Consider the following 16,880-nt stretch of genomic DNA (forward strand, 5'->3'; position numbering starts at 1 on the left):
GTTGTTTTTTAGAATTTTTTTTTTAGTTTTTTATTTTATCCGCTTCCAGAACATGGAAGCGGATTTTTTTTGAAAAAGCGCGGAGGTACAGAAAACCAAAATTTGAATCCTGAGCTGATTTGGCTAAAGCCACTCAGCTTATCATTTAAACCTCCAGCTAAAGCTGGAGACTATTCTATTCAAAAGAAAACCTTCAACTTCTCTCTATCCCTTTGCAACTTTGAACCTTTGTACCTTGTACCTTTGTACCTCTGCGCCTTTAAAAAAACCTATTTTTCAGGCTGAACCGTAATTGGCAAACTGTAAATTACTCTAACCGCTTTTCCCTGTTGCGTTGCCGCAGTCCATTTTGGCGAAAGCTTCAGTACACGGATAACCTCATTCCCTATTCCATAACCTGAATCTTTAATTGTTTTGATATCCGACAAACTCCCATCTTTTTCAATAGTGAATTGCATGTATGTTTTTCCTTCAATTTTATTTTTTCCAACTGCTGTCGGCATTTTGAAATTCTTCCCTATAAACTTATAAAACGCTGTCATCCCGCCAGGATATTCAGGCAATTTCTCGACATCTTCCAGCACGTAAAGATCCTTCTCTTTCACTTCTGCTTTACCAGACTTTTTTTGAGCTATCGCATTAGTACTAAAAACAAACAACAGCAAGGCATAAATTGTACCTACAGTAAATACTTTCAACACAATTTTAATCGGGGATTCTTTTTTGGTCATCATAAGTAAACGTTTTTTAGTTATTAAATAGTTAATATTACTTGCCAGAGCAACAGTGTTTTTATTCGAAGCAAAATCAAGTAACAAATGCTGATAGCTTTTGATGGCACCAAACTGCACATTTACAGCCTCATCGGCCAAAAATTCATGATTAAGCTTGATGGCTTTTTTATAGAGAAAAAGCAACGGATTGAACCAGAAAACGATCTGCAGTACCTCAACAAAAAGAATATCCAAAGTATGTCTCTGTTTTAAATGTGCTTTCTCGTGAGCTATTAATTCTGAAGGAATTTTTCCGTTTTCGAATTCTGTTTTATTAATAAAGATCGATTCCCAAAAAGAGTATGGCAAGCCGGACTCCTGAAGCAACACTATCTTTTGCCCATTTACAAACCGTACTTCATTGCGCTGTATCCTCTTACGAAACGAATTAAGCCCCAGAACAAACCTGGCCGTCAACACCAAAAATACTGCACTGTAAACTGCAACAATCAAAACCAGCAGAAAATCATTAGCCGAAATTGTACTAAGACGCTCATTGCTTTTTTGAAGTACGATTTCATCTAATTGAACCAACCCAATTTTAGCAGATACAAACGATCCAAACGAGATAAGCTGTAGCGGAATTACAAAACTAAAAACCAAACTCGCCAGCAAATAAGCGCGATTAAAACGAAACATTTTTTCGTTTTCCAGTACCAATTTATATACTGCATAAAAAACCAAAAGCAGTATTCCCGATTTTAAAAGATAGCTTATCATTTTTTCTTTTTTTGAATTTCTGAATCGATTATTTTTCTGAGTTCTTCCAGTTCGGTAGTACTTAAATTCGTTTCGGTGGTAAAAAAAGAAGCGAATTGTGATGCCGAATTATTAAAGAAACTACTAATTAACCCATTAACATGCTTAGAGAAATAGGCTGTTTTTTTGACCAAGGGATAATATTCTCTTGAATTCCCAAATTCATTATAAGCAACGAATTTTTTATCGATCATTCGCTTCAAAAGCGTCGCAACCGTTGTTGTTGCCGGTTTTGGATCCGGATACGCTTCAAGCAAATCTTTCATAAAAGCTTTTTCAAGCTTCCAGAGATGCTCCATTAATTGTTCTTCTGAGTTTGATAATTGCATATTCTAAAGGTTCTAAGGTTCTGAGTTACTAAGGTGCTGAGTTTTTTTGCCACAGATTAAAATGATTTCTTCTGCGCCACACTAATTCCATATTCTTTGTTCTTTCTTCTATAATCTTTATTCTATCCTCTTTATTCTATCCTCTTTATTCTTTATTCTCCACCATCCGTTCCGAAATCAACTCACCGTTATCGTATTTCTTAACTTCGATTAATTTCCCTTTATCCGAGTAAAACTTCCAATCTCCAAAATAAAACCAATGTGTTTCTACCGAATTGGTTTCAATTTTTGTTTTTCCTTTCGATTGTACTTTTCCGTTTTCGTAATAGTATTTCACAAAGCAGATTCCGTTTTTATATTTTTCTGTTTTATAGATTTTCCCGTCTATATACGATTTCCACTTTTTTACAGGCTGATCATGTTTGTAATATTCAAACGATTTATAAATCGTACTGTCCTGTTTGTAATTGTCAATCCAGACACCTTCCCTTTTCTTATTAACAATCTGATTGATCGGTTTGCTTTTGCACCCTAAAAGAACTAACCCACAAAATAACAAGATTACCAGCTGCCTCATTTGAATATTTTTACTCTACAATTATAGATACTACTCTACAAATGTAGAGTTATTTTTTTAATATGCAAGAATTTTTTGAAAAAGGTGCTGAGATTCTAAGATGCTAAGGCTCTGAGGGTTTCTTTTTTCTGAGGTGCAAAGATTTAAAAAGGCCCAAAGGTACAGAGATGCAAAGGTGCAAAGGTGAAGAGAAACAAGATCTGAATTGCCTCCAGCTTTAGCTGGAGATTGGAGAAATACAGGCATTTAATGGCTTTAGCCGAATTTTACACAATGACTTGAAAATACAAATCCGGAATTTATTTGGCTAAAGCCAATTATCCCATCCCACTAAACCTAAACTACAGCTGAAGCTGTAGGCTATTCAACAAAAACTTTAATTTTCCCGTCCCTCTCAACCTTTGTACCTCTACACCTTCTCCACTTTGAACCTTTGAACCTTTGAACCTCTAAACCTTAGAATCTTCTAACCTTTCTTACGCGTTAGGGATAGAGGCGGTATCCTTTTATGAAGAGAAACGGAATAAAAGATATAGCCGAAAGCCCGTCCGCCGCCGCGGAAACGCCCATAAAAAACGTTTACTAAAGACACAGAGGCTCAAAGGCGCAGAGAAACAAAACCTGAATGAATTGCCTCTAGCTTTAGCTGGAGATTGTAGAAATAAAAGGCATTTAATGGCTTTAGCCGAATTTTACACAATGACTTAAAAATACAAATCCAGAATTTATTTGGCTAAAGCCAATTAACTAATCCTTTTAAACCTACCTACAGCTGAAGCTGTAGGCTATTCACCAAAAATTTCAATTTTTTCCCGTCCCTCTGAACCTTTGAGCCTCTACACCTTCTCCACTTTGAACCTTTGAACCTTTGAACCTTTGAACCTCTGTACCTCTGTACCTCTAAACCTCTCTTTACACGTTAGGGATAGAGGCGGTATCTCCCCATTTAGCCAAAAACCCATCCGCCACGTCAGGAACACCAATAAAAAAATCCGCTCATTTCTGAACGGATTTTGCATCTTAAGATTTAATTTTTTACATCTTAGCGAACCAAAAAAACAGCGAGCTTAGCGTAAATCGTTGCGTTCTTTGCGGTTAAATTACTTCGAAAGCTCTACAAAATACTTATAAAACAACGGAATAGTTTCGATTCCTTTTAAGTAATTGAAGATTCCAAAATGCTCGTTTGGCGAGTGAATTGCATCACTGTCTAAACCAAAGCCCATTAAAATCGTTTTACTTTTTAATTCTTTTTCAAACAAAGCCACAATCGGAATACTTCCTCCTGAACGAACCGGAATTGCGGGAACTCCAAAAGTTTCTGTATACGCTTTGTTTGCCGCCTGATATCCAATACTGTCAATTGGCGTTACATAACCCTGACCTCCGTGGTGTGGCGTTACTTTTACTGTAACTCCCGCCGGAGCAATGCTTGTGAAATGCTTTGAAAAAAGTTCTGTGATCTCTTCCCAATCCTGATTAGGCACCAAACGCATCGAGATTTTAGCAAATGCTTTGCTTGCAATAACCGTTTTTGCACCTTCTCCAGTATATCCACCCCAGATTCCGTTAACATCTAAGGTTGGACGAATAGAATTACGTTCGTTAGTTACATATCCTTTTTCACCATAAACATCGTTTAAGTCTAAGGCTTTTTTATATTTTTCTAAGCTAAAAGGCGCTTTTGCCATTTCGGCTCTTTCTTCAAGAGACAATTCCTGCACTTTATCGTAGAAACCTGGAATCGTAATATGATTGTCTTCGTCATGAAGCGAAGCGATCATTTTTGCCAGAATATTTATTGGATTCGCTACTGCTCCTCCGTATAAACCAGAATGTAAATCGCGGTTTGGACCTGTAACTTCTACCTCAACATAGCTCAACCCTCTTAAACCTGTCGTGATCGACGGCTGTTGGTTAGAAATCATTCCGGTATCTGAAATTAAGATGACGTCATTTTTTAGTTTTTCCTGATTGCGTTCTACGAACCACGCTAAACTTGCCGAACCTACTTCTTCTTCTCCTTCGATCATGAATTTTACGTTACACGGCAAAACATTGTTCTGAACCATGTATTCCAACGCTTTTACGTGCATGTACATCTGACCTTTGTCGTCGCAGGCACCACGAGCAAAGATTGCACCTTCCGGATGAATGTCTGTAGTTTTGATCACAGGTTCGAATGGAGGCGAAGTCCATAACTCTAAAGGATCTGGTGGCTGAACATCATAATGTCCGTAAACAAGAACAGTTGGTAAATTTGGGTCGATTATTTTCTCTCCATAAATGATTGGGTAACCCGGAGTGTCGCAAATTTCGACAAAATCGCAACCTGCTTTTGATAAACTTTCCTTTACTGCTTCGGCAGTATCGATAACATCTTGCGAGTATGCAGTGTCGGCACTAACCGACGGAATCTTTAATAATTCGATCAACTCGTTGATAAAGCGATCCTTATGTTCTTGAACGTAAGACTTTATATTTTCCATTTAAATTATTTTTATAGAAATCCAAAAGTACAAAAAAGAGAATTAATATTTTTTTTCAATTTTTTCGTTTTTTTTCTTTGAATATTCGAAGTTATGTCTATCTTTGCACCCACAATTGCCGCGGATATGGTGAAATTGGTAGACATGCCAGACTTAGGATCTGGTGCCGCAAGGCGTGTAGGTTCGAGTCCTATTATCCGCACCGAAAAAAAGCTTCTGAGAAATCAGAAGCTTTTTTGTTTTCCATTAAACCCGACAGATTTTTAAAACCTGTCGGGTTTAAAATACAACCTGTTGTCGAATTTCTCGCAAAGATTTACTTCGTCTGTTCGCTATCGCTCGAGTCTTGTTCCTCAAAATAACAAACCAGGCGCAAAATCTTTCTTCACTTCACATCCAAATAAGGACCTAAAGCTTCTTTCTGTTTATTAAGCGAGTAAATTTTGTTCAATTCAGACTCACTTAAAAACACATCCATATTATAAAAACTATAATCACAGACACAACCACTACTACACTATGCGTTTGCTGATCTTTCGATTTATCATTATTACACCAATGACACACTTTACCACTAAATGGCGTTTCTTTTCCGCAGTTACTACATCTCATATTCTTATTGTTTTTGATTAATAATTAATCAAAACTAATTTATAGAAATGAGTGTATTTTACGGATTTCCATATTTTCCATATTTTCCATACCAAATTCATCAAACATCTAAGTAGGGATCGAGAACTTCTGCCAATTTGTTCAGCCAATAAAAATTGTCATCAATATTTGATAATTCAGACTGTATTGTTTCGCATTCCCTCATTACACACAAAGAAAGCACATGATTCACTTGACGAATACTCTTTGCCATATCTTTAGGATCAATCGCATTATTAAAAAAATCCATTAATCTGGTTTCGGTTTCTTTTGAGAAGTTTTCTGTTGTCATGATTTCTAAATTTTAAGAATACCACAAAAATCCACCAATTTCATTTTCATTTAGACGCATATATGAGTCCATCCCTATTTTATTTTTTCGTATAGAAAAAGCCCGTGTAATCAGCACGGGCTTTCATCATCATCAATCGAAAAAAAAGTCAGGATCATCACTCCCTGACTATGAGGTTATTTTAAAGACATTCTCAACCAATCCAAACCTTCTTTTTACACACTCGTAATTCGACAAAGATTGACGACATTTGGAACGGAGCTTCTAATGTGATTTCTCCCTTCGCTCGAAATGACAAACAGTCCCGCTAAGCGTTTATACCAAGTAAAAACTTTGCATCTTCGCGACTTTGCGAGATTAAATCTTCAAACAAATACCTAAGATCTCTCAACCAATCCAGACCTTCTTTTTACACACTCGCAATTCAACAAAGATTGACGACACTTGGAACAGAGCTTCTCATGTGATTTCTCCCTTCGCTCGAAATGTCAAACAGCCCTGCTAAGCGTTTATACCAAGTAAAAACTTTGCGCCTTCGCGCCTTTGCGAGATTAAATTCACTAGCTAATCCAAATTTTCTTTTTAAACAGGTTTGCTGTGTGTCTTAAATGTTGGTTCAAACCAATCAAAACTACCAAAATCACTAAGCTATACCCTACGGCGGTATAAATTTCCATATCCGATAATAAGGTAGCCTGTTTGGCAACGGTCGTAAAGACTTTTTTCAAGGCCAATGTATTGGCATTATCGACCGAATATCCTTTTGCTATAAAACTCTGCGTTGTTGCAGCAATGGTTTGCTGTGCTTCGGGATTCTCGCCTGTTACAAATTGACTTAATTTCAGAAAGTGTTTTTTATTCAGGAATACTTGCGCATTCTGCATGATACAAAACCCGATAGTACTCCCCCAAAAACGTCCTGAGACTCCAATAATTCCAGAGGATGTCATCAATTTCCCCGGAACAGCCGTAACCGTAAACAAAACCAAAGGCACGAACAAAACCCCAACCGCGATCCCTTGCAAAATATAAGGAATCAAGATATCCGACAGCGAAACATCGGGCACGAACAAAAACGTAAACCAAAAATGATATACCGCCAAAAGCGCAAAACCTATCATAAATATGTATTTGGTCGCCATAGATCGCATCAGAAAAATAGCCGCTAAAACCAACCCAATTACATTTCCTAGTCCGTTTATATATTGCACTCCGGCGACACGCGACGGATCCCAATTCCAAATCGTAAACATTACACTATGACACAAACTCAAAGTCGCTCTGGCAATATAGAACAGAAAAAACAATAGAAATCCAATTCTCAGATTCGCATATTTAAAAACTTCAAAATTAAAACTTGGTCGTTTTACCAGTAATTGTCTGAAAATAAACAAACCTCCCGTAATGAGACATATTATTAAAGAAAGAATCAATTGAGACGATTCGAACCAGTATTTTCTTTCGGCATACACAAAAAAATAAGCCCCGCTTATTATCGATGTCAACACCAAAACAAAACTCAGAAAATCAATTTGATACAGCGGAATTTTTTTAGTGATTCGGTGGCTGTTAAAAGTCACCAGAATCAAAAAGACATTAATAATTTGAAGCATTCCCGAAACATACAGCATGTATTTCCAATCGTAATGATCGAGAAACCAAACAGCGATGTTCATAATAAAGGGCGTCGCCAATAAAAGCGATCCGTAGTAAAACGAAAACCCAATTATAATGGCGTTTTTAGAATTAAAACGTTCTACCAGCAACTGCCTCAAAATCATCACCGGCAAAGCCATCAAGATTCCTTCGAGGACTCTTAACATGATAAAAACCGCAAAATTGGTCACATATCCTGATGCAATTATCGTTACGGCAATCAAAACATACAACATCATTAAGTAGTTTTTTGCCGGGAAATAATTCGAAAACCTACTCTCGATAAGGATCGTCGCCAGTAAAGTTCCGTAGGTCACACACATGGCAAACTGCAGATCCTCGGCTTCGATATCCAGAAAACTCGCCGCATAGGTCACGTTCGAACTGTAAACCCCCAATAAAATCATGGAATGCAACAGGCACACAAACAAAATAATAATGATCGCCCAATTAGGAACCCAGGACTTAAAAATACTTTTATCTTCCATTTTATTGGTGTTCGGCAATAACCGTAATATTCATTCCGGCTCTTAAGAAGTCGGCTTGTTTGTCGGTTTCTTTTAATTGAATTCGAACCGGAATCCTCTGTTCTATTTTCACAAAGTTTCCTGTGGCATTATCAGGAGGCAATAACGAAAATCGGGCACCACTGGCAGGCGACAATGATTTAACAATTCCTGTAAATTCTTTATCCTTTAAAGCATCAGCCTTAATTTGAACTTCCTGACCTACGGTTAAATATTGTAACTGTGTTTCTTTAAAATTTGCAGTAATCCATTTCTCTTTACTCACAATCGAAAGTAATGATTGCCCTTCTTTAACCATTTGTCCCGGCTGCAAAATTCTTTTTCCAACCCAGCCGTCATAAGGAGCCGTGATTACGGTGTACGAAAGAAACAATACCGCATTATCAGCAACAGCTTGCTTAGACTCAACAACCGTTTGTGTGGTAGGAACATTTGCCTGCGCCTGAGAAGTACTTAAATTAGAAGACTGTATTCTTTCTCGCATTTCCTTAAAATGCGCCTGTGCCGACTCATAATCGGCTTTTACTTTTTCTAGTTGCTGAGAAGTCGCCGCCTCTTCTTTCACAAGGGCTTTGTATCGATCGTACTCTAATTTTGTTTTCCAAAGATTGGTTTTCGCCACCTCCAATTGCGATTCACCAATTGCGGTTGAACTTGCTGTTGTCGCCACATTTTTCTGCGCTACCACACTACTTTGTTTCGCACTTTGAACATCGGCCAAAGCCACATTCAGCTTTGATTTATACTCTCTGTTATCAATCACCACCAAAGTATCCCCTTTGTGTACAAACTGATTTTCTTCAAAACGAACGTCCTGAACATAACCCGTAATTCTGGACATAATTGGCGTAACGTATTGCTCCACCTGAGCATCATTGGTTTCTTCATGATTCTGACTGAACACATAAAACCAAATTCCTAAAATGACTCCGCTTACCACCAACAGACAGGCAATTATTGTTATAATGATATGAAACGATTTGTTTGCTCTGGTTTCATTTTTAATCTTTACCATAAATTCTATATCTTTTTCTATTCTCTTGCTTTTTGCTTCTATTCTCTTTCTTCTATTCTCTTGCCTCTATCTTCTTGCCTCTATCTTCTTGCCTCTATCCTCCTCGATCTTAAATCTCACTTGGCAACATTCCCGCTGTACGTAGCAGTTCATAATGTTTCATCACAGCATCGATTCGGGTAGAGATTTTATTGTATTTTGCCTGTAACAGTGCATTGTCGGCATCTACCATTTCGGTTATCAAAACCAATTGATTCAGGTATTTTAGTTTTACAATTCGGTAGTTTTCATTGGCCAATTCTTCGGCTTTGTCGACAACTTTAAACTTCTCCACGATTTCCTGATATTGCGTGTGATTACGAAACAACTCGTCTTGGATTTTATCTTTCACAATCTCAGACTGCATTTCCTGCCATTGAATTCTGGTCGTCGCCATCTGCACTTTGGTTTTGTTTTTATACAAACCCGAAATATCAAAACTGGCTTCAATTCCCACTTGCCCTAAGGTGTACAAATACGGATTTGGAGGAAAAAATTTGTAGTTAGGATAATTAAAGCTATAATTTCCAAAGAAATTAATACTTGGGTAATAATTCCCCTTTGCCAATTTCAGTTCCGTTTTTTTGATTGCTATTTCCTGGCTTGAGATTCGCATTTCTTCGTTCTGCAAAGCACGATTCATATACATTTCATAAGGATCAAGGCCTTGCATTTCATCAATATTTGCCGTTGTGTCGATTGTTATTTCCTCTCGCTCCGGCAACTGAAGCAGTGTCTTTAAATCATGCAGCGCAATTTTGATGTTTTTAGAATTCGTCAAAGCATTCAACTCACGGTCCGAAAGCTGCAATTCTGCTCGCAATACCTCATTTTTGGTTACCGTTCCGTGTTTTTTCAAGGATTGAACTTCTTTTAACCGATTTTGTTCTTCTTTGATATTTTCGTCAATGATTTTCTGAAGTTCCATCATTTTATAAATCCCCAAATAAGTACCGATCACTTCTAACTCGATATCATTTTCAGTCTTCTCCTTTTTGATTTGAGCAATTTGATTTTCCTGATTGGCAATTTTAATTGCATTGTTGATTTTATTCCCAACATACAACGGCATTTTAAACGTAGTTCCAACCTCGTAAATTTCAGGGATGGTCCTGGTAACTTCTTTGCCTTTTAAGAAACCTCCTTTAAATTCGGTAATGTTGGTTATTCTCGAATAAGCGCCGTTCATCTCAATTTCAGGTAGTCGCAACTCTTTGTTTTCTTTGATATTTTCTTCAGAAAGTGTTACTTCGAGTTTAGATTTGAGAATGTTTCGATTATTCTCTTTCGCAATTTTAATCGCCTCATTTAATGAAATCGATTTTACTTCTTGCGCTTGTAGTGTCGTGAATCCGAGGAAAAATAAAGCATAAGCCCTATTTTTCAGGAAACACTGTAGTGCGGAAATCTGTTTTTTAAGGAACATGAATACATAAATAATTTATGATGCAAAGTTCCTGCATTTTTTTGGTGACTGATAATTCTAAAAAGTCAATAACATATTCATTTCGGACAAATATTGAAATCTTATTTTTCGAAAAAACTATATTAAAACACTGAAAAACAATTTATTACAAAATATATTTGGATTGTGATTTTTCACGCAGATGTTAAAGAATTTAAGCTGATGAAGCTGATTTTTATTCTTCCCTCTCGCAGATTCCGCTGATTGAGCAGATTATTAAAGAGTTAAAAAAAACCTCCTAAATCTGCGAGAGAAAAATTTTTAGCGCGAAATAACGAAATCTGTCAAATCAGCCTAAATCTGGATAAATCAGCGTGAAACAAAATTTTTACTTTTGCTCCAAAATCTCTTCACCGTTTAAGTAATCGGAAGGTCTTTGTCCTAAAATCTTAAAAAAAGTATTACTGAAAGTTGGAACACTATTATATCCAACTTCTTCGGCTACCTCTTTAACCGAAAGTTTTCTATCAAGCAGAAGCTCTATGGCTTTTAGGATCCTCCTAATCGTATAATATTGAATAAAGGACATGTTGAGATCTTTTTGAAACAAACGATACAAAGAACGTTCGCTGTATCCAAATTCATGGGCAACATCTGCGAATAGAATAGTTTCTCCCAGATTATTCTCAACATAGCGCAGAATTTTACCCAAACGAGGATCTTTTGGCTGCGGTAATTCTAAAGGCAAGTTGGTCAGACAAATTTGAGGCAATATTGCTTTAATCGCTTTGGCAATGGCAAAATTCGGGCTTCCTTTTTTAAGATCTCCATTCCATCGATTGGTAAAAAGCATCATTTGCAACAATAAATTATTGACCGGATAAATTCCTTCGTTCTTGTAAAAAACATCTTCGTCTTTTTCAACCGGAAAATACAGGTTTCGCATTGTTACATTTTCCGACTTCGGCTCGATACTATGCTCCACCCCACTCGGAATCCAAATAAAATGACGTGCCGGCAAAAAGTAGGTTTTGGTTTCGGTCGTTACAAAAACAACATCTCCTTCAGCGTATAACAATTGCGCTTTGTCGTGTTTATGTGTAGGCACAAACAATTCGCCCATCAAATCGTGGTGACAGTAAATGCTTTTTTTATCGGCATCTACTTTTTTGATGTAATACTTATCTAATTTCTGACCGGAATATTCCATTGGAGTTTATACAATGTTTTTGCAACTTTAAATATAAGAAATTTAAATTCCAATTGTTTGAAATACCAAATTCCAAAGCTGAACCATTAAGACTTAACCGCAAAGTTCGCAAAGAAAAAAACGCAAAGTTCGCAAAGCTAAATTAAAACTTTGCGAACCTTGCGTAAATCTTAGCGCTCTTTGCGGTTAAATACAAAAAACAAAAAAGCCTTTCCGTTAAGAAAGGCTTCTCCCAATATTGCGGTCTGGACGGGACTCGAACCCGCGACCCCATGCGTGACAGGCATGTATTCTAACCAACTGAACTACCAAACCGTGCGTTATTGCGAGTGCAAAAATACAACAGATCTTTGATTCTACAAGCTTTTTTTGCGAATAAATTTCAAGAAATTTTTAATTGATTAAATTCCAATATTTTAAAATTTACCCATAAAACCAAAAAGAAGAACTTTCTTTCTTTTTAAACCTCAAAGAACGCAAAGTTGAAAGCACAAAGGATTCGAATCTTAAGAAATTTTGCGATTAAATTTCAAATCTGATAGATTTCAAATCCAAAACACATTCTTAATGACCCATCAACCAAACACCTCTATTTTACCAATAATTTAATAATTCCTTTACATTATAATCAAAAAATAATAAAATAAAGTTTTTATATCAAAATAAATTTTCAATATTTGTAGGAATAAGCTTTTACCATAACATTACAGACACAAATCCCAAGTGTCTTAAAATGATTGGGAATTAATCAAACAAAAAAACCACAAATTATGTTAAAAAGATTAAACCTAAATGGCGCCGTAGAACTAACTATTACTGAATTAAAATCCATCAATGGTGGAGACCCTACATGCCCACCACCAGACACAAGTGCAGGTTGCTTTAGCGGACCATCTCATTGCCCAAGTTACGGCTACCCAACATGTGTACCGAAAACTCCTAATATATAATAGCAATATTTAATTTCTTTATAAAAAACAAAGGGCGCAAAGTTTAAAAACTTTGTGCCCTTTGCGGTTAAACCAAACAAGTAAAAACAAAAAATCCGCAAAGCTTAAAAGAACTTTGCGGACTTTAAGTAAACCTTAGCGAACCTTGCGGTTAATCCAAACAAATAGAAACAAAAAATCCACAAAGCTTATAAAAAACTTTGCGGACTTTGCGTAAATCTTAGCGAACCTTGCGGTTAAAATCAGAATAGCCTTAAATCAAAAAAGCCATCCACAAAAGTGGAAAGCTTTTCATTGGTCTAACTACTAAACCAGCTACGAGTTACAAAGTCGTAGCAAAACAACACAACTAATCTTAGATACCGTATTTGGGCAAAAAAGCCTTTCCGTTAAGAAAGGCTTTTCCCAATATTGCGGTCTGGACGGGACTCGAACCCGCGACCCCATGCGTGACAGGCATGTATTCTAACCAACTGAACTACCAAACCTCTGCGTTATTGCGGTTGCAAAGATAGTACAGAATTTCGTTTCTGCAAGTGTTTTTCGAAAAAAAATTAAATAAATTTTCAAAGTTTTAGCCAAAGTTTTGTTTTTCAACTAAATATGTCGTCAATATTTTTTCAAAATTATCTCCTACATTCACCGAAACGTACTTAATTTGATTCTTTGCACAAGTTAAAGACAATTTCTTAAAGTACTCCTCTGCCCTTTTTTCGTATTCTGCTTTTACATTATCCGCGAAAAGCGAGACTTCTTCACCTGATTCTAAATCAATAAACTTACGCGGCGTGTTATCAAAATCAAATTTAAGCTCTGTTTTATCATCCACCACATGAAACAAAACTACTTTGTGTTTGTTGTGTTTTAAATGCTGTAAAGCGTTAAAAAGCTTCTCATCATCTTCTGACTGGAACATATCCGTAAACAGAATGATCATCGAACGACGGTGAATCTTCTCAGCGATTTGATGCAGATACGTAATGGTATCGGTGCTTTTTTTGACTTTTGGCTGCTGCAGTAATTCTTCCAGTTTATTGAGCAACATTCGATGATGACGATCACTCCCTTTTTCGGGAGCATAATATTCATAGCTGTCTGAGAAAACACTCAACCCTACGGCATCACGCTGCTTCTTAAGGATATTCATTAAAACAGCCGACGCCAGAACAGCAAAACCAATTTTCTTCTCATAAAAAGGCTGATTTGATCTGAGTTCCGGATAATGCATCGACGATGAGTTATCTACAATTAAATGACATCGCAAATTGGTTTCTTCCTCAAAACGTTTCGTATACAAACGATCAGTTTTTGCAAATAATTTCCAATCGATGTGTTTAGTGCTTTCTCCGGCATTATAGACTTTATGCTCCGCAAATTCAGCCGAAAATCCATGAAACGGACTCTTGTGCATTCCCGAGATAAACCCTTCTACCACCTGATTCGCCAACATTTCGAGATGCTGAAAACTGGAGACTTTCTCTATTTCCGATTCAATTTTCATTCGGTTTCTTTTTTAATATTTTGTGCGCGGTACAAACCATCGGTTGCCTGCAATAATTTTCTTTTCAAAATCGGACTAAACTCCGGATTCTCTTTCAGGAATCGCTGTACTTCATCAAAAGCATATTTCGACGAATATTTCCCAACCGTATTATTCAGCCAGTCCTTTGGAAAAAAGATATCTCCGGTACGCTGAATTTCTTCCACCAAATCTAACGAAAATCGAATGTACTTTTGAGCACTTTCCTGGCGTAACGGATGATTTATATTCGCCAAACCTACAGAAACCCAAGATTCTTTTTCTCTGTTCTCGTCGTCTTTTAAGGATAACACAAAAGCATCACGAACCGATTCGTCTTTCGATAAAGAAGGAAGCAGGAATTCAAATCGTTTCTGCTTGTCCGGATTTGTAATCGTGGTTCTGGTTTTATTTAAAATCTCATCCGCTTTTTCATGCTTAAATATAGCCAGATTCATCGCCATATTGGTATAATCATCTTCATTGAGTTTTAAACCCGGAATCACGGTTTCTTTATTCCAAATTTTATACAATTGTTCCTTATCAGTAGCGGAGTAGGCAATTGAACTAAATAAATTGAACAAAGTTTTCTTGATATTACTTGGCAAATTGGCCTGCAAACGCGCATATACAATAGCCGAAAGTTCTTTTTGTCTTATGTTTTGCTGTTTTTCGGTCAGGAACTTCCAGAATACCGCACTGGTTTGATTGGTGATAATTTTCAAAACCAATTCGTTTTGTTCCTGTTGAATTCCTTTTAAAAAACAATCAAATGCTTTCACAGGAGCAATATTTCCCGTTAAAGTATTTTCGTAAATATTAATATAAGTCGAAGCTCTTGCTACCTCATCTTTCAATGTTAAAACAGACTCTAAACTATTCCCGTCAAGCGGAAAAACACCGTATCCAAAACCATTATAGTTGTAAATAACAGCCAATGGTTTCTCAAGTCCAAGGGCTTCTTTCAGGGACAGACTTTTGTCTTTTATAGTAGCACTGATCACTTTTACATTATTGGGATAAACCAAACCAATATCAAAAATCTGAGGCCACACATTTGCCGATTGATCTTCTGCCTGCTGTGTGATTTCAAAAGTTGAAATTCGATTTTGAGCATCGTATTTGATTTGATCTTTAAAAATCGCTCTTCCCGATTTATTCACCCAAACCTTACTCCATTTTTGCATATCAAGAGGCGTTTCGGCATCAAGAATTTCTACAAGATTGTTCCAGTCGGCATTATCGTTGGCGTACTTTTTAATGTACTTCTCGATTCCTTTCTGAAAAGCTACTTTTCCCATCGAAGCTTCTAACTGACGCATCATTATTGGTGCTTTGTTGTAAATAATGGCTCCATAAAGTGATCCTGCATTTTTAAGATTGGCTAAATTTTGCTTGATCGGATGTGTTCCTAACGAACGATCTTCAGCATAAGCATTTGGATAATGAGCCGTTAAAAACTGTAGATTATGATTGACTTTCGGGAAAATCGGATTCATAATTTTGTCTGCCATAAAGTTGGCAAATACTTCCTTCATCCAAACATCATCAAACCATTTCATAGTCACCAAATCGCCAAACCACATGTGCGAAGTTTCGTGTGCAATCAATTTGGCACGGTCTAATTTCTCACTGTCTGTCGCACTATTATCCAAAAACAAAGTTGATTCTTTATATTGTATCGCCCCTACATGCTCCATCCCGCCATACTGAAAAACTGGAATTGAAGCAAAATCCAGCTTCTGAAATGGAAACTTATAACTAGTATATTTTTCCAGAAAATCTAACGATTGCTGATGCAGATTAAAGATTGTATCGGTGCTGCTTTTTAGTTTCTCTGCATTGTTCTCGCGATACAGCATTGTCATTTCCAGATTACCGGGTTTCTTGGTCACGCTTTTGAATTTCCCCGCTACAAAAGAGAACAAATAGGTACTCATTTTATCCGATTCTCCAAAAGTATAAGCTGTAAACTCTCCTTTCTCCATTTTCTCTTTCACATCGGCTCCGGCCAAAACCGACCAGTCTTTAGGAACAGTCAAACTCAACTTATAAGTCGCTTTAATATCCGGCTGATCAAAACAAGGGAATAATGTACTTGCCCGATCCGGAACCAATAAAGTATACAAGAAATCATCATTTCGGTTTAAGGATAGATTTCCTGCAATAAAAGAAATACCAATTGTATTTTTTCCTAAAATCAAGTCTTTAGCAGCAATAATAATATGTCCTTTCTCATGAACAATAGCAGTGTTTTTATTATTAACCTGAATCGATTTTATGTTCTGAGTTTTCTCTTTAAAATCCAAATACAAAGGTTCACTCAAATTTGAAATTGTCAGATTTAAAGTCAAAATCGAATTGATTTCCTGCTGTTTTTGCTGCGGAATCTCAAAAGAAAGTCCGTAAGTTACATTTGAGATTTGTTTTTTTCGAAAATGTGCCATTTGTTCTGAGACACCGTTTTCTAAAATCAATTTTTCGTTTGATTTAGACTGAGAAAAACCAAATGACGCCATCGTCAGAAAACAAAGAAAGCTGTAGAAAATTTTCATTTTTAAAGGAATGTTAGATCTGTAAAAATAAAAAAAGTTCGCCACGAATTCCACAAATTAGCACGAATTAAAATTCTTTTGCCACAGATTATACAGATTAGGATGATTTCTTTTTAAATCGTAAAAACTAGTTT

At 36.5% G+C, this 16,880-nt stretch carries 11 protein-coding genes and 3 tRNA genes; 1 reads left to right on the forward strand and 13 read right to left on the reverse strand.

The genetic code is table 11. The features are described from left to right. Positions 1–269: 269 nt before the first annotated feature. The 4 genes from FLA105534_RS04300 to FLA105534_RS04315 all read right to left on the reverse strand — a co-directional run bounded on the left by FLA105534_RS04300 (position 270) and on the right by FLA105534_RS04315 (position 4,927). A complete protein-coding gene (locus tag FLA105534_RS04300) occupies positions 270–1,493 on the reverse strand; it encodes a M56 family metallopeptidase (RefSeq protein WP_173964807.1) in 1,224 nt (407 codons plus the stop codon). Then, the gene (locus tag FLA105534_RS04305) at positions 1,490–1,861 is read right to left on the reverse strand and encodes a BlaI/MecI/CopY family transcriptional regulator (RefSeq protein ID WP_173964808.1); all 372 of its coding nucleotides are present in this window, start codon (positions 1,859–1,861) and stop codon (positions 1,490–1,492) included. The genes FLA105534_RS04300 and FLA105534_RS04305 overlap by 4 nt, the downstream gene beginning before the upstream one ends. A 145-nt stretch (positions 1,862–2,006) precedes the next feature. Further along, positions 2,007–2,438 (reverse strand): toxin-antitoxin system YwqK family antitoxin, encoded by a 432-nt coding sequence (locus FLA105534_RS04310; protein WP_173964809.1) that lies wholly within the window; start codon positions 2,436–2,438, stop codon positions 2,007–2,009. Positions 2,439–3,538: 1,100 nt separating this feature from the next. Further along, positions 3,539–4,927 (reverse strand): dipeptidase, encoded by a 1,389-nt coding sequence (locus FLA105534_RS04315; RefSeq protein WP_173964810.1) that lies wholly within the window; start codon positions 4,925–4,927, stop codon positions 3,539–3,541. A gap of 120 nt (positions 4,928–5,047) precedes the next feature. Between FLA105534_RS04315 and FLA105534_RS04320 the strand changes: the two genes are divergently transcribed. Next, positions 5,048–5,129: transfer RNA gene (locus FLA105534_RS04320), tRNA-Leu, on the forward strand. Positions 5,130–5,639: 510 nt separating this feature from the next. Here FLA105534_RS04320 and FLA105534_RS04325 read toward each other — a convergent pair. From FLA105534_RS04325 to FLA105534_RS04365, 9 genes are all read right to left on the reverse strand, one after another. Next, positions 5,640–5,870 carry a hypothetical protein gene (locus FLA105534_RS04325; protein ID WP_173964811.1) on the reverse strand — a complete coding sequence of 77 codons (231 nt, stop codon included), beginning with the start codon at positions 5,868–5,870 and terminating at the stop codon, positions 5,640–5,642. A gap of 560 nt (positions 5,871–6,430) precedes the next feature. Beyond that, positions 6,431–8,014, reverse strand: a complete 1,584-nt coding sequence (locus FLA105534_RS04330; RefSeq protein ID WP_173964812.1) for an efflux MFS transporter permease — start codon at positions 8,012–8,014, stop codon at positions 6,431–6,433. A gap of 1 nt (position 8,015) precedes the next feature. After that, positions 8,016–9,068, reverse strand: coding sequence for an HlyD family secretion protein (locus tag FLA105534_RS04335; protein WP_173964813.1), 1,053 nt, complete (start codon positions 9,066–9,068; stop codon positions 8,016–8,018). Between the two features lie 109 nt (positions 9,069–9,177). After that, positions 9,178–10,533 carry a TolC family protein gene (locus FLA105534_RS04340; RefSeq protein ID WP_173964814.1) on the reverse strand — a complete coding sequence of 452 codons (1,356 nt, stop codon included), beginning with the start codon at positions 10,531–10,533 and terminating at the stop codon, positions 9,178–9,180. 367 nt (positions 10,534–10,900) lie between these two features. After that, complete coding sequence (locus tag FLA105534_RS04345; protein WP_173964815.1) at positions 10,901–11,722, reverse strand: helix-turn-helix transcriptional regulator; 822 nt, start codon at positions 11,720–11,722, stop codon at positions 10,901–10,903. A 241-nt stretch (positions 11,723–11,963) separates the two neighbouring features. Further along, a tRNA-Asp gene (locus FLA105534_RS04350) sits at positions 11,964–12,037 on the reverse strand. A 1,049-nt stretch (positions 12,038–13,086) separates the two neighbouring features. Continuing rightward, a tRNA-Asp gene (locus FLA105534_RS04355) sits at positions 13,087–13,160 on the reverse strand. A gap of 86 nt (positions 13,161–13,246) precedes the next feature. Then, complete coding sequence (locus FLA105534_RS04360; protein ID WP_173964816.1) at positions 13,247–14,173, reverse strand: DUF58 domain-containing protein; 927 nt, start codon at positions 14,171–14,173, stop codon at positions 13,247–13,249. After that, on the reverse strand, positions 14,170–16,746 hold the full coding sequence (locus FLA105534_RS04365) for a M1 family metallopeptidase (protein WP_173964817.1): 2,577 nt from the start codon (positions 16,744–16,746) through the stop codon (positions 14,170–14,172). Before FLA105534_RS04365 ends, FLA105534_RS04360 begins: the two co-directional genes overlap by 4 nt. Positions 16,747–16,880 lie beyond the last annotated feature (134 nt).

The sequence above is a fragment of the Flavobacterium collinsii genome (assembly GCF_902804485.1).
Taxonomy (GTDB): Bacteria; Bacteroidota; Bacteroidia; order Flavobacteriales; family Flavobacteriaceae; genus Flavobacterium; species Flavobacterium collinsii.